This window comes from Bacillus sp. NP157 (assembly GCA_018889975.1).
In the GTDB taxonomy this organism is placed as follows: Bacteria; Pseudomonadota; Gammaproteobacteria; order Xanthomonadales; family Rhodanobacteraceae; genus Luteibacter.
The window spans coordinates 1,159,136-1,180,702 of record CP076546.1 but is presented as its reverse complement, the minus strand read 5'-3'; the positions used below and the strand labels follow the sequence as shown (position 1 = coordinate 1,180,702).

At 66.1% G+C, this 21,567-nt stretch carries 19 protein-coding genes; 6 read left to right on the top strand and 13 right to left on the bottom strand.

Translation table 11 applies throughout. From position 1 onward, the window contains the following. Position 1 precedes the first annotated feature (1 nt). The 4 genes from KPL74_05290 to KPL74_05275 all read right to left on the bottom strand — a co-directional run bounded on the left by KPL74_05290 (position 2) and on the right by KPL74_05275 (position 5,418). Positions 2–2,740: a TonB-dependent receptor gene (locus KPL74_05290; GenBank protein ID QWT21416.1), complete on the bottom strand. Its 2,739-nt coding sequence runs from the start codon at positions 2,738–2,740 to the stop codon at positions 2–4. Between the two features lie 607 nt (positions 2,741–3,347). After that, the gene (locus KPL74_05285) at positions 3,348–4,028 is read right to left on the bottom strand and encodes a hypothetical protein (GenBank protein ID QWT21415.1); all 681 of its coding nucleotides are present in this window, start codon (positions 4,026–4,028) and stop codon (positions 3,348–3,350) included. Then, positions 4,025–5,014, bottom strand: coding sequence for a dicarboxylate transporter/tellurite-resistance protein TehA (gene tehA / locus KPL74_05280; GenBank protein ID QWT21414.1), 990 nt, complete (start codon positions 5,012–5,014; stop codon positions 4,025–4,027). The genes KPL74_05285 and tehA overlap by 4 nt, the downstream gene beginning before the upstream one ends. Positions 5,015–5,094: 80 nt before the next feature. Beyond that, entirely contained in the window at positions 5,095–5,418 is a 324-nt protein-coding gene (locus KPL74_05275; GenBank protein QWT21413.1) for a YXWGXW repeat-containing protein, read from the bottom strand. Positions 5,419–5,625: 207 nt separating this feature from the next. Here KPL74_05275 and KPL74_05270 point away from each other — a divergent pair, with 207 nt between their 5' ends. Beyond that, entirely contained in the window at positions 5,626–6,243 is a 618-nt protein-coding gene (locus tag KPL74_05270; protein QWT21412.1) for an NAD(P)H-dependent oxidoreductase, read from the top strand. 42 nt (positions 6,244–6,285) lie between these two features. On the opposite strand, the gene KPL74_05265 is transcribed toward KPL74_05270, so the two are convergent. Both KPL74_05265 and KPL74_05260 read right to left on the bottom strand, forming a co-directional pair. Beyond that, complete coding sequence (locus KPL74_05265) at positions 6,286–7,188, bottom strand: SDR family oxidoreductase (GenBank protein QWT21411.1); 903 nt, start codon at positions 7,186–7,188, stop codon at positions 6,286–6,288. Positions 7,189–7,205: 17 nt separating this feature from the next. Next, a complete protein-coding gene (locus tag KPL74_05260) occupies positions 7,206–7,355 on the bottom strand; it encodes a hypothetical protein (GenBank protein QWT21410.1) in 150 nt (49 codons plus the stop codon). Positions 7,356–7,492: 137 nt separating this feature from the next. Between KPL74_05260 and xth the strand changes: the two genes are divergently transcribed. Continuing rightward, a complete protein-coding gene (xth, locus tag KPL74_05255; protein QWT21409.1) occupies positions 7,493–8,290 on the top strand; it encodes an exodeoxyribonuclease III in 798 nt (265 codons plus the stop codon). 28 nt (positions 8,291–8,318) lie between these two features. Here xth and KPL74_05250 read toward each other — a convergent pair whose 3' ends face one another. Beyond that, positions 8,319–8,528: a DUF2945 domain-containing protein gene (locus KPL74_05250; GenBank protein QWT21408.1), complete on the bottom strand. Its 210-nt coding sequence runs from the start codon at positions 8,526–8,528 to the stop codon at positions 8,319–8,321. Between the two features lie 185 nt (positions 8,529–8,713). Between KPL74_05250 and KPL74_05245 the strand changes: the two genes are divergently transcribed. Beyond that, positions 8,714–11,026, top strand: coding sequence for a diguanylate cyclase (locus tag KPL74_05245; GenBank protein ID QWT21407.1), 2,313 nt, complete (start codon positions 8,714–8,716; stop codon positions 11,024–11,026). Here KPL74_05245 and KPL74_05240 read toward each other — a convergent pair. Genes KPL74_05240 through KPL74_05225 form a run of 4 tightly spaced genes read right to left on the bottom strand, consistent with a single transcriptional unit; the run spans position 11,018 to position 15,655 of the window. Then, positions 11,018–11,605 carry a TetR/AcrR family transcriptional regulator gene (locus KPL74_05240; GenBank protein QWT21406.1) on the bottom strand — a complete coding sequence of 196 codons (588 nt, stop codon included), beginning with the start codon at positions 11,603–11,605 and terminating at the stop codon, positions 11,018–11,020. The genes KPL74_05245 and KPL74_05240 overlap by 9 nt on opposite strands. A gap of 3 nt (positions 11,606–11,608) precedes the next feature. Next, entirely contained in the window at positions 11,609–13,066 is a 1,458-nt protein-coding gene (locus KPL74_05235) for an efflux transporter outer membrane subunit (GenBank protein ID QWT21405.1), read from the bottom strand. Further along, on the bottom strand, positions 13,056–14,594 hold the full coding sequence (locus KPL74_05230) for a DHA2 family efflux MFS transporter permease subunit (GenBank protein QWT21404.1): 1,539 nt from the start codon (positions 14,592–14,594) through the stop codon (positions 13,056–13,058). The genes KPL74_05235 and KPL74_05230 overlap by 11 nt, the downstream gene beginning before the upstream one ends. Next, positions 14,591–15,655: an HlyD family secretion protein gene (locus tag KPL74_05225; protein QWT21403.1), complete on the bottom strand. Its 1,065-nt coding sequence runs from the start codon at positions 15,653–15,655 to the stop codon at positions 14,591–14,593. Before KPL74_05225 ends, KPL74_05230 begins: the two co-directional genes overlap by 4 nt. A 382-nt stretch (positions 15,656–16,037) precedes the next feature. Here KPL74_05225 and KPL74_05220 point away from each other — a divergent pair, with 382 nt between their 5' ends. After that, on the top strand, positions 16,038–16,784 hold the full coding sequence (locus KPL74_05220) for a glucose 1-dehydrogenase (GenBank protein ID QWT21402.1): 747 nt from the start codon (positions 16,038–16,040) through the stop codon (positions 16,782–16,784). A gap of 115 nt (positions 16,785–16,899) precedes the next feature. Here KPL74_05220 and KPL74_05215 read toward each other — a convergent pair whose 3' ends face one another. Together KPL74_05215 and KPL74_05210 are read right to left on the bottom strand one after the other, a co-directional pair. Further along, positions 16,900–17,223 carry a carboxypeptidase-like regulatory domain-containing protein gene (locus KPL74_05215; GenBank protein QWT21401.1) on the bottom strand — a complete coding sequence of 108 codons (324 nt, stop codon included), beginning with the start codon at positions 17,221–17,223 and terminating at the stop codon, positions 16,900–16,902. A gap of 80 nt (positions 17,224–17,303) precedes the next feature. Then, entirely contained in the window at positions 17,304–18,158 is an 855-nt protein-coding gene (locus KPL74_05210; GenBank protein QWT21400.1) for a restriction endonuclease, read from the bottom strand. A gap of 328 nt (positions 18,159–18,486) precedes the next feature. Between KPL74_05210 and KPL74_05205 the strand changes: the two genes are divergently transcribed. Together KPL74_05205 and fdnG are read left to right on the top strand one after the other, a co-directional pair. Further along, positions 18,487–19,080, top strand: coding sequence for a molybdopterin-dependent oxidoreductase (locus tag KPL74_05205; GenBank protein ID QWT21399.1), 594 nt, complete (start codon positions 18,487–18,489; stop codon positions 19,078–19,080). A 12-nt stretch (positions 19,081–19,092) separates the two neighbouring features. Continuing rightward, positions 19,093–21,558 (top strand): formate dehydrogenase-N subunit alpha, encoded by a 2,466-nt coding sequence (gene fdnG / locus KPL74_05200; GenBank protein QWT21398.1) that lies wholly within the window; start codon positions 19,093–19,095, stop codon positions 21,556–21,558. The last annotated feature ends 9 nt before the right edge of the window (positions 21,559–21,567 follow it).

Below are 21,567 nucleotides of genomic sequence, written 5' to 3'. Positions count from 1 at the left end.
CTCAGAACGAGTACTTCACGGTGACCAGCGCGGTGCGGCCTGCATCGACGATATCCGAATTCACCAGGCTGTACTGGCCGATGTGCGACCAGTACTGGTACTGCTTCGTCAGGTTGCTGATCTGCAGGTCGAACTGCAGGCCGTTGGCCATCTGGTAACCGGCGTGCAGGTCGACCCGGCGGATCGGCCGCAGCCAGAGGTCATCCCATGGGTTGCCCTGGTTGAGGAAGTCGTAGGTGGAGATATACGAGCCGGTGTAGTGGTAGCTGAGGTTCACCGAGAAGCCGTACTTCTCGTAGAAGATCTCGGCATTGGCCATGCTTCGCGGGGCCTGTTGCAGGCGCTCGTTCTCGAAACCGTCGCGACCGAGGTCCACGCGCGAATTCTGCCGGGTGGCATTGACGCTGAAGCCCAGGCCGTTCCACGCCCCCGGCAGGTCCTCGAACTTCTGCCGCACGGTAGCTTCCAGGCCATAGACGCGGCCGTCGCCGCCATTGGTCGGCGTCTTGGTCAGCACGGTGCCCACGCCCGAGGTATTCGGGTTGGCCTGGCCGCCGCCGCTGTCGTAAATGTAATCGCGCAGCTTCTTGTAGTAGCTGGTCAGCGAGACGAAGCCGCCGTGGTCGGTGGTCCACTCCGCGCCGAGGTCGACGTTGGTCGCCTTGATCGGGTCGAGGTCGGGGTTGCCACGCGTGATCGTCGTGACACCGTTGGACACGCTGATCTGCGAGCCGCCACCGAGCTGGACGAAGGCCGGCCGGGTGTAGCTCTGCCAGATCGAGCCGCGGAACACGACGTTGCCGCCCGGACGATAGTTGATGAACAGGCTGCCGAGCGGTTCGTTGTAGATCGTGCGGTTGTTCGAGAAGTAGCCCGGCAGTTCGTTGCCGTCGGCATCCTGCGGCGTTGTCCAGAACGTGTTGTGGATCGAGGTATGCTCGAAGCGCACGCCGGGGATGATTTCCAACGGGCCTTCCTGGATCGTCGCCATCGCATAGGCCGCGGAAACCGCCTCGGTGCCACGCATGGTGTCGCAATTGAAGTTGTTGTAGTCGAGCTGGCTGCAGGTATCCAGGTCGGACGGCTGCACGTGCGCCGCGATCAGCGCGGCCACCGCCGCCCGGCTCACGTCGGGCGTGGTCCAGTCGAACTTGCCCGGGAAGATCTGGTTGTAATTGCCCTTGAAGATGCCAAGGTCGTCCAGCGTCGTCGTGCCATCGTTGATCCCGCCGGTGGACCAGTCGCGGTTGGTGAAGTTGCGCGAGCTATCGCTGTACTTCACGCCGAACTTCACGTTCTGCACCGGGCCATCTTCGAAGTCGTAGCGCAAGTCGAGCTTGGCGCCGCCACGCTTCTGTCCCGAGCGGATCTTGGTGACCTCGCCATAGTCATTCGCCCACATGTTCTGGACGTTGTTCACTGAGTTGAGCAAGGCCGGGGTGAGCACCGGATAGGGGAAGTGGCTACCGCCGTAGCTGAGCAGTGAGCTCTGGTTATAGGCGAAGTTATCCTGCGAATACTTGTCTTCGCGGCCGTCGATTTCCACGTGCTCGGGGCGATCGTTACGGCCGATGCTCCAGAACACGTTCGGCGAGATGGTCCAGCCGCCGGCGGTCTTGTCGGCACCCAGCTGGATCGTCGCGAGATCCGCGCGCTCGGGGTTGGTCTCGAACCAGAAGCGGTTGGCGATGCGGCCGATATTGGGTGCGTACACGCCGGGCGTGGCCGTCGGCACGTAGGTGAGGTCCTGCGGCAGCAGCTGGTTGTAGGTGGTGTTCTGTTCGGTCAGCGCGTAGGCGTAGGAGGCCTTCGCGTAGGCATGCAGCGTGGGGTCGACGTTCCAGTCGAACGACATGTTGCCGCCGTAGCGGCGCTCGAAGCCCGAGGCGATGCCGACGTTGGTGCCGATGCTGGTCAGGTTGTGCTGCGGATCGTAGCCCGGTGCATTGTCGCCCTCGGCCGTTGCGTGCAGGAACGCCCAGGAGCCGTCGTTGGACGCGCTTTCGGCGGCGCCGATCTCGCTGTTGGCGATGTTGCGATAGTCGTAATAGCCGCTGACGTAGAAGCCGAACTGCTTCTGCTCGCCGAACTTCGACTGCAGCTCGCCGGCGATGCCACTGCCCAGGCCGCTGCCACCGTAGTCCCGCGCCCGGCTTTCGCTGCGGCCGCTGACGGTGACGCTGCCGCTGAAATCCTTCTTGAAATCGAACGCGCTGGGCGTCCTGAAGTCGATCGTGCCGCCGATGGCATCGCCATCCATGTCCGCCGTGGAGGTCTTGTTCAACACGATAGTCTGCAGGCCCGACGGCGGCAGCAGGCTGAGCTGCACGCTGCGGCTGTACGGCATGCCCTGGGCGACGTTGCTGCCGTTGACCAGGTTGACGTTGTACTCGGAGGGCAAGCCGCGCACCGAGGCGAACATGCCCTCGCCGCGCGCGGCGCCATCGATGCCGCCGAAGTAGCCGGTGCCGGTGGTGGTGACGTTGACGCCCGACATCAGGCCGAGTGCTTCGGCCACGTTATGCACGGCGGTGTGCTGCAGGTCGTTCGCCGACAGCACGTCGACGGTGTTGACCGAATCCATGCGGATGCTGGTGGCCTCGTAGCGGTTGGCCACGACGCTCAGCGCCTTCATCTGCACGGCCTTCTCTTTCTCGGCCTTGTCTTTCGGCGGCGCATTCGTCGCTGCCGCCGTCGTGTCGGCCGCCGCTGCCTGCTGGCCGAAAGCCGGCGCCGCCACCAGGCCGAACGCCGTACAGACCGCGAGAACAAGTGTTTTCTTCGTCAGAACATGATCGTTACGCACAAGTCACCCCACCCCGAAAGTGTCGTTGGCAGACAGCACGCGGCCCCCGCCGAATGCTGCGGATATGCTGACCAGCGACTTTCGAGGTGCCAGCGCGATGCGGGTGCATGTCGACAGACACGCACCTGCGATCGCCGCCTTATCCAGGCATGCGGCAAAAGGAAAAGCCGATCAGTGGAAACGGACTAGCGGGAGTGTCGCGGCGGCGAATAGCCGGCAAGCGATTTGCCACGCGAACGCAGGGCGCTCAGCTTGGCGCGGGAAAGGATCGGATGGCCGTCGGCCTGGACAAACGGGAACGACGGCTCCGCGAGGGCGCAACCCGGGTTCGCTGGATTGGGAGTGCGGTGACGCATAAGGTCCCGTGGTCCGATCGCGAGGTGCGCCGCCTTGCATGCCCCATGCATGCATTCGCGGGAAGCGACGCGCGTCCTTGCGAAGCGCGCCACTTCGGCAAGATATAGCTCACTGTAAATTCGGCGTCAACGGTCGCGTTTCATGCGGTTTTCGTGCTGCGGGGCAGCATCCCGTGGCGCACGGCTCAGAACGATGCATTCCAGCCGATGTTGATCCAGTGCGAGCGCTGCAACGAACGCTCGCGGCCGAACACGAGGTCGAGCGACGAGTCACCGAAGGCGAGGCGCACGCCGGTCTGGTCGGCGATGGCTCGATGCGTCCACAGCCGCTCAACCAGCCATGCCCAGCGTTGCGTCAGCGCGTAGGACAGGCCGACGCCGTACAGCGCGTGGGTGGTTTCACCGCGCGTGCGATCCGTGCCGGCATTGAGCGCGACCATCCAGCGCCGTGCATCGTCGAGGCCGAAGGTCGTCGCGACGTAGGACTGTGCATCGCGTTGCCTTCCGCTCGAATACGACACGTTGGCAACCAGGGCGACACCAACGCCTTTGTCGTCGCCATCGCGCAGCTGCCACTTCACCGCGGGGCTCGCACCGATGCCACGCACGCGCTGCCCGGTCTCGAGGTCGAGGCCGAACTCAAGCGGGCCGATGCCGCACGCGGGCACCGAGTGGACGCCGTCGCTGCCTTTCGACCATGCGCGCAGCCACGATTCCACCTGGCACTGGCCCGCGCCGACCACGGACGCATCGTCGACCGCATAGCTGCCGCCCGATGCATGTGCCGCGCCATGTGGTGCCAGGCCGATGCAGGCGAATACGCCGTAAGCGACGATGCGCTGGAAGCGCCGCGCGGCAGGCGTCACTTTGCAGCGGCAGGGTCGGGCGGCGCCGCGGACACCGTGCCGGGCGGCAACAGCTTGCCCTGTGCCGCGCGGACAAGCGTGCCCACGATGACGATCGCCAGCACGACATTCGTCAGCACGAACAGGCCCACCGACAGGTCGGTGATGGCGCCCGTCACCCCACGCTCGTGCATCTGCAGTGCCGTGCCCGACAGCGCGGTCAGGCCGAAGGTAAACGCCCAGTAGCTCGGTGCGAAAGGCTGCGCGAGGATCCAAGGCAACAGGCGCAAAAGGAGTAACAGCTGCAGCAGTCCATAGCCCCATGTCGCCTGCACCAGCAGCTCGGGCATGCCCTGGGTGTTCGCCAGCCACGCCGCGACGGCCACCACCGGCGGGGCGAGCTGGATGCCCAGCGTCGGCCGCAATGCCGCTGGCAAGGCCTGCGCGTGGAACAGGCGATTGACGATCACCGATTCGAGTGCAAGCCATGAAAATAATCCGGCCCCGAAGAACAACAGTCCCCACGATGGATACCCCAGTGTGCCGGCGGCGATCGCGCTGATGAAGTTACCGGCCACCGATGGCAGGTAAATGACCGGCGTCGCCGTCGTGATGTCGCGTCCGCCCTGCAGCATGTGGCCGACGCGCCAGACGCTGAAGCAGACATGCCCGATGCCACCCACCCACAAGGCCCATAGTGCCAGCGCGTGCGCGTGCGGCGCGAGGACCACTGCCATGAGCGCCGTGCTCGAAGGCGCAAGGCCGATGAAACAACATTGCACCGGATGCCACGCTTCTTCGATCGCCGCGCTGCGATGGCCGATCCATTTCAGCGCATAAGCGACGACCAGCACGGCCCAGGTCACCAGGGCCAGCGCCATGATGGCCTCGCCGATCGCCAGGGGCACGCCCCAGAGGCGGCTGGCGACTCGCCAGTTCCCGCCCAGGCCGACCAGGCCCAGGACCATGCCGAAGAACGAGGCGGGTATCGATCGATGGAGGATCATGGCGCGCCCCTGCGCTACGGAAACCGGTGCAGTGACTCTCCGGCCCGCGGGTCACGCCGTCTTGGCGAAACCTTCGCTCGTCAATCCTTCACCCAGGTGCCGGTCAGCAGGATCCATTGACCCTTGCGGTTTTCCCAGTGCGGATGGATGTAGTGATAACCGGGCCGCACGCGCTCCCAGTGGCCGCGCACGGCATCGTAGTCGTGGCCGTTCCAGGCCCAGTAGCCGCGTGCCCAGACCCAGCCTTCGCGCGGGCCGGGGTCGACTTCGGTGACTTCCACGGGCGGATCGCGCTTAACCACGACGACCGTCGCGTTGCGCTCGAGGCGCGGCTTGGGCGCACAGCCACCGAGGGCAAGGGCAGCAGTACAAAGTAACAATGTGGCGACGAAAGCGTGGCGCATGGGGATCCTTGGTATCTCGGACAGGGCGGTAGTGAAGCGACTAACGCTTTCGCGGGGATTTCGTCACACCGGCCGTTAGGGAAACGTTGGGGGCGTTGGGCCACGATTCATCCCGCCGAGGTCATGCATGGACGGCACGTACGCAGCCCATGCACGGGCTGCACAACCGTCGAGCCACGCTCCTTCCTTCTTCGAAGGAGACATCGCATGGCGCTCAAAGCCCTCGGCCTGAACTGCACGCTTTCCCGCTCGCCCAAGCCATCCTCCACGCAGAAGATGCTCGACCAGATCCTGCAGGCCCTCGCCACGCACGGCGTCGAGGGCGATAGCCAGCGCGTGGTCGACCTGGACATCAAGCCCGGCGTCAGCCACGACGAGGGCGATGGCGACGAGTGGCCTGCCCTGCGCCAGCGTGTGATGGCTGCCGACATTCTCATCGTCGCCACGCCGATCTGGATGGGCCAGCCGTCCAGCGTTGCCAAGCGCGTCGTGGAGCGGATGGATGCGATCTTTGGCGACATCGGCAAGGACGGACGCTATCCGACCTTCGACAAGGTCGGCGTCGTCGCCGTGGTCGGCAACGAGGACGGCGCCCACCACGTCACCGCCGAGCTCTACCAGGCCCTGGCCGATGTTGGCTACAGCATTCCAGGTGGTAGCTCCGCGTACTGGGTCGGCGAGGCGATGTCGGACACGGATTACCAGGACCTGGCGGAGACGCCGAAAAAGGTCGCCGACACCATTACCACGCTGGCCAGCAATGCCGCCCACCTGGCGAAGGTGCTGAAGGCGAACAGCTACCCCGCACCGCTGAAAGGCAACTGAGAGAACGCGGCGCGGACGCCCAGCGAGGCGTCCGCACCCGGATCACGGCAGCGGCGTACCGCCGGTCACGCCATAGGTTTCACCCGTCGTGAAGCTGGATTCGTTCGACGCCAGCAAGACGTACAGCGGCGAACATTCCACCGGCTGGCCGGGACGCTTCAGCGGAACCTGCGCGCCGAAATCCTTGATCTTGTCCATCGGCTGGCCGCCCGACGGCTGCAGCGCGGTCCACACGGGGCCGGGTGCCACGGCGTTGACGCGAATGCCCTTCCCCGCCACCTGCTTGGCCAGCGACTTGGTGAAGGCCACGATGGCGGCCTTGGTCGAGGCGTAGTCGAGCAGGATGTCCGACGGCGAATACGACTGGATCGAAGCGGTATTCACGATGGTGCTGCCCTTGGGCATGATCGCCAGCGCGGCCTTGCACAGCCAGAACAGGCCGTACACATTGGTCTTGAACGTCGCGTCGAACTGGTCGGTCGAGAGATCGGCGATGCTGTCCTGATGGGTCTGCTTGCCGGCGACATTGGCGAGGATGTCCAGGCCACCCATCGCGTCGGACGCCTGCTTCACCACCGACTGACAGAACGCCTCGTCCTTCAGGTCGCCGGGGATCCCCTTCGCGATGACGCCTTCCGCCTCGATCAGCTGGATCACCTCGCGGGCATCGGCTTCTTCTTCAGGCAGGTAGGTAATCACGACGTTGGCACCTTCGCGCGCGAAGGCGATCGCCGCGGCACGGCCGATACCGCTGTCGCCACCGGTCACCAATGCACGGCGTCCCGTGAGTTTGCCGCTACCCTTGTAGCTGGTTTCACCATGGTCGGCCGGCGGCTTGAGCTTGTGCACCGTACCCGGCGCGGACTGCTCCGGCGTGGCGAACGGGGGACCCGGATATCGCGTGGTCGGATCGATGAGGGTCGGTTCGTTCTTGCCTTTGCTCATGGAATGCTCCTGTCGGCTCAATCTTTCGATCGCTTGTTGTCTTCACCCGAACCGTCCACGGCATCGCCTGACGAGTCGGTTTCGCGTTCGCGCGTCGGCTGGCGCGGATCCTTCGGCACGTCGTTCTGGCCGGTATGTTTTTCCGGGGCGTTCTTCTCGTTGGCCATGGCGGCCTCCGTTCTTCGTGGGAGAACGTGCAGTCTCCGAAGCCCTCCCTGCACGTCGGGTGCCCCTGCCGTGACGGACCCATTCACCATGCGCTGCCGTCACCCACCGTCGACGCTGGCGGCGCGACATTCGCGGCATGAAGATCGCGACCTTCAACGTCAACGGCATCACTGCACGGTTGCCGCACCTGCTCGCATGGCTCGAACGCGAGCAACCCGATGTCGCCTGCCTGCAGGAACTAAAGGCGCAGGACAAGGCGTTTCCCCTGCAGGCTATCCATGACGCCGGCTACGGTGCGGTGTGGTCGGGCCAGGCCTCGTGGAATGGCGTCGCCATCCTCTCGCGTGGCGAGGATCCCATCGAAAGCCGGCGCAGCCTGCCCGGCGACGACAAGGACGTGCACAGTCGCTACATCGAAGCACTCGCCCACGGCGTATTGGTCGGCTGTCTTTACCTTCCGAATGGCAACCCACGTCCAGGCCCGAAGTTCGACTACAAGCTGGCCTGGTTCGAGCGACTCATCGCCTACGCGAAGCCGATGTTCGACACCGGCTACCCCATCGTCCTCGCCGGCGACTACAACGTCGTGCCGACCGACAACGATATCTACGATCCAAAAAACTGGCGGCGCGATGCCCTGCTCCAGCCCGAGTCGCGCGAGTCGTACGCACGATTGCTCGCCCAGGGCTGGACCGATGCCCTAAGGACGATGCATCCGGATGCGCGCATCTATACGTTCTGGGATTATTTCCGGCAGCACTGGCCTCGCGATCGAGGCCTGCGCATCGACCACCTGCTCCTCTCGGCCGACCTGGCCAGACGCATGAAGAACGCCGGGGTCGACCGCTGGGTCCGCGACCTGCCAAAAGCCAGCGACCACGCGCCGACATGGGTCGAGCTGCGCGACACCGCCCGCGCCAGGCCTAGGCGCTAGCAGGTCATCCAAGGCGAACCCGCCGGCCCTAGCGCTTCTTCAGGGCCTCGGGCTTGTGCGCCGCCACCGCGCCGGTCTTGTCGCTGCGGACCAGGTATTCGGGGTTGTCCTCGCTGGCGGCAACGACATGGCCCTTGATCTTCGTGGTCGTGGTGACCTTCCTGACCACCTTGCCCTTGACCTCGCCCTGCGAGCTTTTCCAGCTCACGGCGTCGCCTTTGTGGGGTGCCTTGGTCATGGGGTGCTCCGGGGTCGGGCAGCGCGGGGTTGCGCCCGGACGATCTTCCGCGTCGGGTGTGTAGGCCGCGCGTGTTTCTGCATAGGCCGGGGTCACATGGGTGAAGGTCACGCTTTCGCCAAAAAAGCGAAGCCTTTCCCGCGCTGGTTTGCTAGATTCGCCGCAAACACGCCATCGAAGCCTTCATGCCCCAAGAGCGCCACGCACGCCTGAGCCGCCTCGTCGACCGCAGCATCAAGGCCAGCGTGGCGCTGGTGGTCCTGTTGACGCTGGCCGGGGTCGCCACGGCCCTGGGCCTGCTCACCGCCCAGCGCCAGGTCGGCAAGCGCTACGAAGTCCTGCTGGTCACCAACGCCATCAGTGCCGACATCCACGACCTGCGGGTCGCGGTGGGCGCCCGCGTGCTGCGCAACGATCCCAACGCCGAAGCGGCCTGGGCGAAGGCGATCGCCTCCGCGCGCGGCCATGTCGCGACGCTGGAGGCCACGCTGGCCAAGGACGCCCAGGAAACCTCGCTGGTCGGCGCCCTGGTCCGCAGCGTCCAGGCCCGGATCGACACCGCGGCGCCCCTGCTCGCGCAGCCCGCCGGCGTGGACCGCGACCGCCGCATTGCCGAGATGATGGGCAGCGACTACCAGGCCCGCAACGATGCCGTTGCCCACGACATCGCGGCGCTTGCCGCCTACGAGCGTACCCGCCTGCAACACAGCCAGTCGCGTCAGGACCTGGTGCTCTCGGTCGCTGGCTTCGCCCTGTTTGGCCTGGTGGTCTGGTCGGTGGTGACCCTGCGCCGTTCGCGGAGCACGGCACGCACGCTCCTGCGCAGCCTGCGCGACGCGCTCTCGGCCATGCAGCAGGGCCGGGCCGAATTGCATGCCTTCACCGACGCCGCGCCGCTGGCCGTCTTCCACGTTGACGCCAACGGCGTGCCACTGTGGCTGAATGCCCAGGCGCATGCCTGGGTCGGCCAGCGCAGCGGGCAGGACGTGGCCACGTTCATCCGCGAGAACATCGAGCCCGCCGACCAGGGCCGGGTCGTCGACGCCTGGCGAGGCCTGGTCACCCGCGGCGAACGCTTCGAGCAGGTGTTCCGCTTCCGTGGCGGCGACGGCCTGCTGATCTGGGCCCACGCACACGCCACCCCGGTGCAGGTCGACGGCGACACCAGCGGCTTCGTCGCCGTGCTGCAGGACATCACCGGCGCGCGCATGCTGCAGGACGAACTGGACCAGTCACGCCGGCGCATGCGCCGGATGACCGACTCGGTGCCGGCCCTGATCGGACGCATGGACGAGACCGAAACCTACCGTTTCGTCAATGCCACCTATCGCCAGTGGTTCGGCGACGCGGCGCCGCGGATCGGCATGACCCTGCGCGAGTTCCTCGGCGAGCTCAACTACCAGCGCCTCGCCCCGATGCTCAACCGGGTTCGCCTCGGCCAGGCCATCCGCTTCGAAATGAACCAGATGAACCTGCACGGCAAGTACTTCACCGGCGACGTGAGCTACACCCCCGACCTCGACGAAGAGGGGCGCTTCTGCGGTTTCTACGTCATGGTCACCGACGTCAGCGAGCGCAAGCGGCTGGAAGAAAGCCTCTACGCCGCGAAGGAACTGGCCCAGGTCACCCTGGATTCGATCGGCGACGCGGTGCTGACCACCGACACCAGCGGCGCGATCACCTTCCTTAACCAGCGCGCAGAAGCGTTGCTACTGCGGCCGGCGATGCGTGCGCGTGGCATGCCGGTCGATTCGGTGGTGCACCTGCGCGACGCACATGACCATCCCAGCGAGAGTTCGCTGATGCGCGCGATCGCCGAGGAGCGCGTGGTCGACATGCTGCAATCGCGCCAGCTGCTGCTGGCCGATGGCTCAAGGCTGGACATCGAAGACGTCGCCGCACCGATCCGCGACCGCGACGGCCACGTGGTCGGTGGGGTGCTGGTCCTGCGCGACGTCTCGATCGCTCGCTCGGTCGCCGACCGCATGCGCCAGCTGGCGGAATCGGATGCATTGACCGGCTTGCCGAACCGGCTGGTGTTCGAGGAGCGGCTGAAAGCCTCGCTCGCACACCTGAAGGCGGGCGAGAGCCTCGCCGTGCTCTACATGGACCTGGACGGCTTCAAGACGGTGAACGATGCACATGGGCATGCGGCCGGCGATGAGTTGCTGAAGCAGTTCGCCGAGCGCCTGCTCCTGCGCACGCACAAGGCCGATACGGTGTGCCGCCTGGGCGGTGACGAGTTCGTCGCCCTGCTCGCCCCGCCGATCTCGCTGCGCGAGGCCACGGTGCGTGCCGAGGCCTTCGTCGAAGCCGCCAGCCAGCCGTTCTACTGGAACGGCGTGCCGCTGCACGTCACCCTCAGCGTCGGTATTGCCGAGGCACCGCTGCACGGCGTCGATCCGCTGGCCCTGGTGCGACGCGCCGACGATGCGCTGTACGAGGCCAAGGCGACCGGCAAGAACCGCATCGCCGAGGCCCGGATGCGCTCAGGCTGAATCCGCCGGCGCCTCCACCAGCTGCTTCGCGGCCCGCCTGCCCGAAGCCAGGATCTCTGCCGACAGGGCTTCGTCGTCGGTCGCCCTCGCCAGTTGCAGGCAGCCATTGAGCAGGCTGAACAGGGCGAAGCCACGCGCACGCGCTTCCACGTCGCCCAGCTGCGGCCACTCCGTCGCCAGCCGGTCGACCAGCGTGTTCAGGCCCGCGGAGAAGGCCTCGCGCACCGGTGGCGCACGCCGGGCGATGTCGGTGGCCAGCGTGGCCATGGGGCAGCCGTGCTCCGGATGGTCACGGTGGCGAATCGACAGGTATGACGCGATGTAGCCCTGCACGCCCTCGCCGTTGTCGAGCTTGGCATTGACGAAGTCCAGTCGCTCGGCCATGGCAAAGGCGATGACTTCGCGGGCCAGGTCTTCCTTCGAGCTGAAGTGGTTGAAGAACGCGCCATTGGTCAGGCCTGCGCCCTGCATCACCGAGGCGATGCCCTCGCCTTCGAAGCCTTTCTCGCGGAAGTTCTGCGCCGCGGTCTCGATGATCCGCTGGCGGGTCTTCTCCTTGTGGTCTTTCGCGTAACGCATGGATCACCTCTTGACGTCGGCCACCGCGTCCGCGGGAGCATCCCAACCACCACCCAGTGCGCGGAACGCGCTGACCGCGGCACGCGCATCGTCCGTGTGCACGCGGGCCAGCAGGTCGCGCGATCCGAGCAGCTGGCGATCTTCATCCAGCACTTCGAGCAGGCTCACCGCACCGCCCTTGTACGCATCCTGCGCCGCGTCGCGGGCGCGCACATGGGCATCCACTTCGTTGACCAGCACGGCATGCTGGGCCTCGAGCTGGGTCAGCGACACGATCGCGTTTTCCACGTCTTCGGTCGCCTTCAGCATCTGCCCACGATAGCGCGCCAGTGCCTCGGCATTCGCCCCGCGGGCCTGCTTTACCTCGGCATCCACGCGGCCGAAATCGAACAACCGCCAGTGCAGCCCGAGCGCGCCCTGCGATTGCAGCGCGGAGCCAGTGAACAGCTTGCCACTATCCAGCGACGCGAAGCCGAGCAGGCCCGACAGCGAGACCGAGGGATAGTACTGCGACAAGGCCACGCCGATCCGTGCATTGCTGGCCGCCAGTTCGCGTTCGGCGGCGATCACGTCGGGGCGGCGACGCAGCAGCGACGCGGGCCCACCCGCGCCGTCCACGGTGGGGATCTGGAACGGCTGCGTGGAGCTGGCGATTTCCTTCGCGTAGGTGCCGGGCGCCGCTCCCATCAGCACGTCGAGCCGGTTGAGCTGGGTATCCAGCTCGGCCTGCAAGGGCGGGACCGTCGCCTGCGCCTGCAACAGCAGGGCCTGTGCCTGCGCCACTTCGCGCACCGTGCCAAGGCCGTGGTCAAGGCGTAACTGGACCAGGTCGACCAGGCCCTGTTCGTTACCGATCTGCTCGTTGGCGATGGCGATGCGCGCCTGTGCACCACGCACCCGGAAGTACGCGTCGGCGGCTTCGGCCACCAGGGTGATACGGACACCTGCATGCGTGGCTTCGGCGGCCTGGTAGGACGCGTTCGCCGATTCATCGCCGCGGCGCAGTCCACCGGCAAGGTCAAGCTCCCAGCTCGCACCCACGCCGAGGTCTTCGTAGGTCTGGTTGCGCTCGTATCCCGGGGTCGGGCTGGCGAGCTTGCCCAGCGGGCTGCGCTCGGACTGGCGCAGGCGTGCCGCCGTGCCGTCGAGGCTTCCCTGCGGCAGGCGGTCCGCGTGCGCGTGCTGGGCGGCAGCGCTGGCCTGGTCGACGCGCGCCGCCGACGCGGCGAGGTCGAGGTTCTGTGCCACGACGCGGGAAACGATGGTCGCCAGTTCGGGATCGCCGAAGCCGTTCCACCACGTATCCAGGGTGGGCGCCGGCGCGGCGGCGACGCGCTGGTCCAGCGCGCCCTGCTGGTTCCACGTGGAAGCGACCGGCAGGCTGGGCTTGACGTAGTCGGGGCCGACCGTGCATCCGGCCAGCGTGAGGGAGAACAACAGGGGGAGGAGTTTAGTGCGCATCGGCGGAGGGACCCTTGGGCGGTTGCACCTTGCGCATCAACGGCACCATCGCCGTTGCGATCACAAAGCAGACCATGATGGAAAAGAATGCATCGCTGTACGTCATCGTCTGGGCTTCGCGGAAGGTCAGCTGCCAGAGTTGGCGGAGCGCGGCGGTGGACGCCTGGCCGGCGCTGTCCACGCTGCCCAGGAAGCTGTTCATCGCTTCGTTGGCTGGCGTGAGATGCTCGGCAAGGCGCTGGAAATGCAGGTTGGTACGGTCGTTGAGGATCGTGGCGCAGGCAGCGATGCCGATCGCACCGCCGAGGTTGCGCATCGTGTTGAACAAGCCCGATGCCTGGCGCAGGCGCGCCGGTGGCAGGCTACCCAGCGTCAGCGTCACCACCGGTGGCACCGACAGCTGCTGGGCCGCGCCACGCAGGGCCTGCGGGAACAGCAGTTCGACACTGCTCCAGTCATGCGTGATCGGGGTGAACTCGAACATCGAGACGGCGAACATGGCGAGGCCGACCATCAACAGCCAGCGCAGGTCCACGCGATTGGCGAGGAAGGCGTACACCGGGATGGTCAGGATCTGGAATACGCCGGTGGAGAACACCGCCTTGCCGATCTGCAACGCGCTATAGCCTTCGACCCGCCCCAGGAACAGCGGCGTCAGGTAAATGGTCGCGAACAGGCCGATGCCGGTGACGAACGAGAAGAACGAACCGAGCGCGAAGTTGCGATCCTTCAGCGCGCGCAGGTCGACGACTGGATGCTTCGCCGTCAGCTCGCGCCAGATGAACAGCACGCAGGCGATCGCGGCGGCCCAGGCGGTGGTCCGGATCACGGAGTCTTCCATCCAGTTCCAGCGCGGGCCTTCCTCCAGGGTGTATTCCAGGCAACCGAGGAACACCGCGATCAGCGCGATGCCTACCCAGTCACCCACCTTCAGCAGCGCGAGGTCGGGCTCGTCGATCTTCACCAGTGCCGGTACGGCAAGCGTGACGAAGATGCCGGGTACCAGGTTGATGAAGAACAGCCAGTGCCAGGAGAAGTTGTCGGTGATCCAGCCACCCAGGGTCGGCCCGAGGGTCGGCGCCAGCGAGGCCAGCGCACCGATGGTCGCGGCGGCGATGACGCGCTGCTTGCCCTCGAAGAAAACGAAGGCCGTGGTGAACACCATCGGGATCATCGACCCGCCGAGGAAACCCTGCGCGGCGCGGAAGACGATCATGCTCTGGATGTCCCAGGCCAGTCCGCACAGCAGGCTGGTGAGGGTGAAACCGGCGGCGGAAAAGGCGAACAGCCAGCGCGTCGAGAACACCCGCGACAGCCAGCCGGACAAGGGGATGACCACGATCTCGGCGATCAAGTAACTGGTCTGGACCCAGGCCGTGTCGTCAGCACCAGCCGAAAGGCCGCCGCCGATGTCACGCAGCGATGCCGAGACGATCTGGATGTCGAGCAAGGCGATGAACATGCCCACGCACATGCTGGCGAAGGCAAAGATCTTCTGGCCCGGGGTGAGGTGGGCAATCGGGCTCATGGCGCTTTGGTATCGACAGTCGCCGTGACCGAAAGGCCCGGGCGCAACACGCCGAGATCGCCGTCGCTACCGTCCAGCACCACGCGCACCGGCACGCGCTGGACGATCTTGGTGAAGTTGCCGGTGGCGTTCTCCGGCGGCAGCACGCTGAACTGGGCGCCGGTGGCCGGTGCGAGCGATGCGATGTGCCCGCGGAACGCCCGACCCGGCAGGATGTCGGCGCGGATGTCCACCGCCTCGCCCACTTTCATCCGGGCCAGCTGATCTTCCTTGAAGTTGGCATCCACCCACAGGCCATGCGCCGGCACCACCGCCAGCATCGGGCTACCGGCACCGACGTAGGCGCCGACCCGCGCACGGCGATTGCCGATCGTCCCGTCGACCGGTGCGCGCACTTCCGTGTAGGACAGATCCAGGTGCGCGCTGTCGGCCTGGGCACGCGCCTGTGCCAGCGCCGCCTCGGCCTGGCGCTTCTGCGTGTCGATGACATCGAGTTCGCGGCGGGCCGCTTCGACGGCGGCGCTGGCTTTTTGCCGCGAAGCGTCGGCCGTCTGTGCCGCCGCGCGAGCGCGCTGGGCGCTTTCTACCGACACCGCCGAGCGGCTGACCAGGTCGCCGTAGCGGGTGTCGTCGAGCCGGGCGCGGGTGGCTTCGGCATCCGCGGCGGCCATGCCGGCCTGGGCCTGGTGGATGACGCTCTCCTGCAAGGCGGCAACGGCGTCGAGGTTGCGCAGTGCCGCCTCGCCGGCCGCCACGGCGGCATCGGCCTTCGCGGCGGCGGCACGGTAGTCGCGGTCGTCGATACGGATCAGCAGGTCGCCCTTGTGCACGGCCTGGTTATCCGTGACTGCCACCAGCTGGACGTAGCCCGGCACCTTGGACCCGATCACGGTGACGTCGCCGCCGACATAGGCGTCGTCGGTGTCCTGGATGAAGCGGCCGGTAGTCCACCAGTGAACGCCATAGGCGACGGCGCCCAGCGCCACGACGGCACCGGCGATGAGCTTGAGCGGCTTGCTACGCCGCGCCGGGACGGCCGGCGAATCGATGACAGCGGACACGGGAGCACCTTCAGCAGTTGAATTATGCTCGTACTTCTATGACCGCCAGGCACGGCTTTCAAGGGCCTGGCCAATAAATAGTTTTATCCGGGCGAAAAAAAGCGCCGTTCCGGCTGATGGTCCGGACGGCGCTGGGCCTGGCGATGGGGGATTCCGGGGGGCGCCAGGCAGATCCATCGTGCCGGTTGCGGCCCCGTTGCAAGCGTGACCGCCATCGCGCTTTCGGCGCGCCACCGTTTTTTCACATCGTTCGGGCACGCGACCCGTGCCCACCGGGCAAAGCAGCTTTTCCCCGGCACGGCATACCGAGCGTTGCGCCACGGCCCCAAAGATGACGGCAGGCGACCCATGTCGGGGCGACCACCACATCCAGGGAAACATCATGAGCAAGCTCAAAGACAAGGTCGCCATCGTGACCGGCGCATCCAAGGGCATCGGCGCAGGCATCGCGAAGGCGCTGGCCGCCGACGGCGCCAGCGTCGTCGTCAACTTCGCATCGAGCAAGGAAGGCGCGGAGAAGGTCGTTGCCGAGATCAAGGCCGCGGGTGGCAAGGCCGTGGCGGTCGGTGCCGATGTCACCAAACAGGCTGATGCGGAGAAGCTCGTCGCCGCCGCGATCGAAAACTTCGGCCGCCTCGACATCGTCGTGAACAACTCGGGCGTCTACGCGTTCGCCCCCGTGGAAGCGACCACCGAGGAGCTGTATCGCCGCATGTTCGACACCAATGTGCTCGGCCCCTTGCTGGTGACGCGCGCCGCTTCGCCGCACCTGGGCAAGGGTGGCAGCGTCATCAATATCGGTTCCGGCGTGACCCGCCTCGTCCCGGCGGAAACCGCGATCTACACCGGCACCAAGGGTGCGCTGGATGCGATCACCGGCGTGCTCTCGCGTGAGTTGGGCCCGCGCGGCATCCGCGTGAACTCGGTCAACCCGGGCATGGTCGAGACCGAGGGCACCCACACCGCGGGCTTCGTCGGATCCGATTTCCAGGCATGGGCCGAAGGCCAGACCCCGCTGGGCCGCATTGGCCAGGTCACCGACATCGCCCCGGTCGTCACCTTCCTCGCCTCGGACGATGCCGGCTGGGTCACCGGCGAAACCATCCTCGCCGCCGGCGGCATGCGCTAACCCAACCCAGGTGCGCTCCTCTCTCCCGCTCTCTGTAGGAGCGCACCTGTGCGCGACCACCCGGTCACCCGGCAATCACCCCAACCCAATCACCCCACCCCAATCACCCCGCCCCTCAACTCCCCGCATCGCACTTATCGTTCTCACAAGCAAAATCCACCTCCCGACCGCGTCCCACCACGATCGGCACATTCTTCATCGTGTCGACCAGCTTGCCGTCTTTCTCAAGCTTGACCGTATAGGTTCCCATCGGCAGCGGCGTCAGCGAATAGCGACCACTGCTGTTGATCGTGGCGTGGCGCTGCGAGCCATTCGAGCTCACCGCGGTCACCGATGCACCGGCAGGGCCGTGCCCGAAGATGGAGCCAGCGGTGCTCTGCGCACCTGCGCCGGAGGAGACGAAGACAAGCAGGCCGATCAGGTAAGCACGTACGTTCACAAGTAATCCTTCGTGGGTGGATGTTGCTGCGTGGGTGCCTGCCCGCACCGTGTGGTGGATTGAATGAAGCACCGCCCGACCTAGGGCGACTGCAATGCCGGCGTGGTCTTTTCCAGGATCTTCATCGACTCGGCGTTCTGCCGCTCCCATGCCTTGAGGTCGACGGCGTTCCGGGGCACGTCGCCCGTGGCGGCAGGCCGTCCGTCCGGATGGGTGATCGGCGGCGTCGATGCCGCGACATACGACGGCATGCGCGGCCGCGCCGATACATGGGGCGGCGACCCGACGGGAAGTCGAAAACTCGTGGCCGGGGGGCGGATACTCGCCACGGCGCGGGTGTCCTGTGCTTGCCCGGCGATACGCTGCAGCAGCGACGACCAGATGAAGACGCTTGCGACCACGGCAAGGGCCGCGAAGGCGTAAAGGCCGGCCGCGCGGACGTTGCCCGGACGCGCACCACGGTGGGTCGCATGGCGCGGTGCCCACGACGGCGGCGGGGGCGGCGGGGGCGTGCGCATGAAATCTTCCGCGATCGGGCCAATCATCCGGCGGACGGCGGGGCCGTCGACCAGCGTGATGCCCGGGAAGCGTGCGGCCGAATCCAGCGCGGCGCGGGTGAACTCACCCGACGTGACCAAGATGGCGCCGGTGGCACCCTGGGTATGCATCACCCCGATCAGTTCATGCACCGGGTTGTGCGGCACCTGCAACGCATTCCAGTGCTTGCACTGGACCACGATGAACGCATCGTCGAGGTAGAGACGGAGATCGACCCCGCCGTCCGTCTGGCTGGCACCATTGCCGGTGCCGCTGTGCTCCACGCGATAGCCCTGGCTCGCGTAATAATCGCCGACGCGCCGTTCGAAATCGTCCCAGCGCACGCGGCTGAGCGCATCGTCCCAGCGCTCCCGCACGGGCTTGGCGTGGCGCCTCACGCGTCGCCGTCCGGCGTCGCTACGTGATCCCTGCCCGGCCTTCCGGCACGGCTGATGCATTCCATGGCGACTCCCCTGTCGTCCGGGGCGTGGCCCCCCGGCCCGCTGCCGGATTCGTCCGATGGTAAGCCGCAAAAGCCTGCGACGACAACTGGTTCCATTGAGCCAGTTCGGCAGGGTCAGATTTTGCGCGCGTGGGTTCCCGCGATCGTGCTAGCGTTACCATGGAGTCGTGCCGTAACCGGCGCGGCCCAGTCAAGCTACCGTTCCAGCCAGCCTCCGCCCCCTCGGGGCGGACGTCCAGCCAGGTTTCCCGGGAGTTCTTGCGATGGCACTCACCCGCCGCGAGTTCATCAAGTTAACGGGCATGGGGCTCGCCGCGTCGAGCCTCGGCATGATTGGATTCGGCGCATCCGGCGTGGCGCAAGCCGCCGCCGTGCGACCGTTCAAGCTCACCCATGCGACCGAGACCCGCAACACGTGCACCTATTGCTCGGTGGCGTGCGGGATCCTCATCTACAGCATGGGCGACAAGGCCAAGAATGCCCGTTCGGACATCACCCATATCGAAGGCGACCCGGACCACCCGGTGAACCGCGGCACGCTCTGCCCGAAGGGCTCGGCACTGCTGGATATCGTCCACGCGCCCACCCGCCTGAAAGCGCCGCGCTACCGCGAACCCGGCGGCACGGAGTTCAGGGAGGTCAGCTGGGACTTCGCGCTCGACCGCATCGCGCGGTTGATGAAGGACGACCGCGACAAGCACTTCATGACCACCAACGCCGATGGCGCCACGGTCAACCGCTGGACCAGCATGGGCATGCTGGCGGCGTCGGCGTCGTCCAACGAAACGGCCTACCTCACCTGGAAGGTCGCCCGAGCCCTCGGCATGGTGGTGTTCGACAACCAGGCGCGCGTCTGACACGGACCGACGGTGGCCAGTCTGGCCCCATCATTCGGTCGCGGTGCGATGACCAACACCTGGCAGGACATCAAGAACGCCAACATCGTCATCGTCATGGGTGGCAACGCCGCCGAGGCGCACCCGTGCGGCTTCAAGTGGGTGATTGAAGCGAAGATCGAGAACGGTGCGAAGCTCATCGTGGTCGATCCGCGTTTCACGCGCACCGCCTCGGTCGCGGATTACTACGCGCCGATCCGTCCCGGCACCGACATCGCCTTCCTCAGCGGGCTGATGCATTACCTGCTGACCAACGACAAGATCCAGCACCGCTACGTCAAGGCCTACACCAACGCGAGCCTGATCGTGAAAGATGGCTTCGCCTTCAGCGATGGCCTGTTCACCGGCTATAACGACCAGACGCACGTGTACGACAAGTCGTCGTGGGACTACGAACTGGACGACAAGGGTTTCGCCAGGGCGGACGATAGCTGGCAGGACCCGCGGTGCGTCATCAACCTGCTCAGGCAGCACGTGTCCCGCTACACGCCGGAGATGGTCTCGCGGATCTGCGGCACGCCACAGGACAAGTTCGAACACATCTGCGAAATGATCGCCAGCACCGCGGCGCCCGATCGCGCGATGACCAGCCTGTTCGCGCTGGGCTGGACGCAACATACCGTGGGCGCGCAGAACATCCGTGCCATGGCGATGGTGCAGCTGCTGCTCGGCAACATCGGCGTCGCCGGCGGCGGCATGAACGCGCTGCGTGGGCATTCCAACATCCAGGGACTGACCGACATCGGCCTGCTCTCCAACCAGATGCCGGGCTACCTCACGCTGCCGAACGACAAGGAAACCAGCTTCGACGAATACATGAAGTCCAAGCTGTTCAAGCCGCTGCGCGAGGGCCAGACCAGCTATTACCAGAACACCCGCAAGTTCGTCGTCAGCTTCCTCAAGGCGATCTACGGCGACCACGCCACGCAGGAGAACAACTGGGGCTACGACCTGCTGCCCAAGCTGGATATCCCGCTCTACGACATCATCAAGGCCTTCGAGATGATGGATAAGGGCCAGCTCACCGGCTACATCTGCCAGGGTTTCAACCCGCTGCAGGCCTTCCCCGATCGCGGCAAGATCCGGCGCAGCCTGGGCAAGCTCAAGTTCCTGGTGACCATGGATCCGCTGGACACGGAGACCTCGCGGTTCTGGCAGGACTTCGGCCCGCAGAACCCGAACAAGCCGCACGAGGTGCAGACGGAAGTCTTCCAGTTGCCGGTGTCCTGCTTCGCCGAGGAAAACGGCTCGCTGGTCAACTCCTCGCGCTGGCTGCAATGGCACTGGAAGGCGGCCGATCCGCCGGGTATCGCCCGCTCCGACATCTGGATCATGACCGGCCTGTTCCAGCGCCTGCGCGCGCTGTACGCGAAGGAAGGCGGTGCCTTCCCCGATGCGCTCATGAACATGACCTGGAAATACACCGATCCGTGGGAGCCCGACCCGGAAGAGTTGTCAAAGGAGATGAACGGGCGCGTGCTCACCGACATCACCGACCCGGCCAGCAACGTGACGACCAAGGCGGGGACGCTACTCGATGGTTTCGGCCAGTTGCGCGACGACGGCAGCACCGCGTCCGGTTGCTGGATCTTCGCCGGCAGCTTCACCGAGAAGGGCAACCAGATGGCCCGGCGCGACGCGACCGATCCGCGCGAGCAAGGCATCGCGCCGAACTGGGCGTGGGCGTGGCCGGCTAACCGGCGCATCCTCTACAACCGGGCCAGCGCGGATCCAGACGGCAAGGCGTGGAACCCGAAGAAGCCCATCGTCGAATGGAACGGGACGAAGTGGACCGGCATCGACGTACCGGATTACGTCGCCACCCAACCACCGTCCGCCAACGACGGCCCCTTCATCATGAACGTCGAAGGCGTCGGCCGCCTGTTCGCCCGCAACCTGATGGCCGAGGGGCCGTTCCCCGAGCATTACGAGCCGATGGAATCGCCCGTCGACAACGTGCTGCATCCATCCGTGCGGGCCAACCCGGTCGCGCGCGTGTTCGACGACGACCGCGCCATGTTCGGCGATCGCAAGGACTTCCCCTTCGTCGCCACCACCTACCGCCTCACCGAGCATTTCCACTACTGGACCAAGCACGCGTTGATCAACGCGATCCTGCAGCCGGAAGAATTCGTCGAGATCGGCGAGGTGCTGGCGAAGGAAAAGGGGATTGCCCAGGGGGGCTGGGTCAAGGTCTCGTCCAAGCGCGGCGACGTGGTGTGCAAGGCCTATGTCACCAAGCGGATCAAGCCACTGATCGTCGATGGCAAGGCCACGCATGTGATCGGCGTGCCCTTGCACTGGGGCTTCACCGGACAGGCCAGGAAGGGTTATGGCGCCAACACGCTCACCCCCTCGGTGGGCGATGCCAACACGCAGACGCCGGAATTCAAGGCGTTCCTCGTCAACGTCGTAGCAACCAGCGCACCCGTGGCCTGAGGCGACCGT

Excerpts from the sequence above, each read along its gene's own strand:
- tehA (QWT21414.1), bottom strand. The coding sequence starts at position 5,014 with ATGATCCTCCATCGATCGATACCCGCCTCGTTCTTCGGCATGGTCCTG.
- KPL74_05275 (QWT21413.1), bottom strand. The coding sequence starts at position 5,418 with ATGCGCCACGCTTTCGTCGCCACATTGTTACTTTGTACTGCTGCCCTT.
- KPL74_05270 (QWT21412.1), top strand. The coding sequence starts at position 5,626 with ATGGCGCTCAAAGCCCTCGGCCTGAACTGCACGCTTTCCCGCTCGCCC.
- KPL74_05265 (QWT21411.1), bottom strand. The coding sequence starts at position 7,188 with ATGAGCAAAGGCAAGAACGAACCGACCCTCATCGATCCGACCACGCGA.
- KPL74_05260 (QWT21410.1), bottom strand. The coding sequence starts at position 7,355 with ATGGCCAACGAGAAGAACGCCCCGGAAAAACATACCGGCCAGAACGAC.
- xth (QWT21409.1), top strand. The coding sequence starts at position 7,493 with ATGAAGATCGCGACCTTCAACGTCAACGGCATCACTGCACGGTTGCCG.
- KPL74_05250 (QWT21408.1), bottom strand. The coding sequence starts at position 8,528 with ATGACCAAGGCACCCCACAAAGGCGACGCCGTGAGCTGGAAAAGCTCG.
- KPL74_05245 (QWT21407.1), top strand. The coding sequence starts at position 8,714 with ATGCCCCAAGAGCGCCACGCACGCCTGAGCCGCCTCGTCGACCGCAGC.
- KPL74_05240 (QWT21406.1), bottom strand. The coding sequence starts at position 11,605 with ATGCGTTACGCGAAAGACCACAAGGAGAAGACCCGCCAGCGGATCATC.
- KPL74_05235 (QWT21405.1), bottom strand. The coding sequence starts at position 13,066 with ATGCGCACTAAACTCCTCCCCCTGTTGTTCTCCCTCACGCTGGCCGGA.
- KPL74_05230 (QWT21404.1), bottom strand. The coding sequence starts at position 14,594 with ATGAGCCCGATTGCCCACCTCACCCCGGGCCAGAAGATCTTTGCCTTC.
- KPL74_05220 (QWT21402.1), top strand. The coding sequence starts at position 16,038 with ATGAGCAAGCTCAAAGACAAGGTCGCCATCGTGACCGGCGCATCCAAG.
- KPL74_05205 (QWT21399.1), top strand. The coding sequence starts at position 18,487 with ATGGCACTCACCCGCCGCGAGTTCATCAAGTTAACGGGCATGGGGCTC.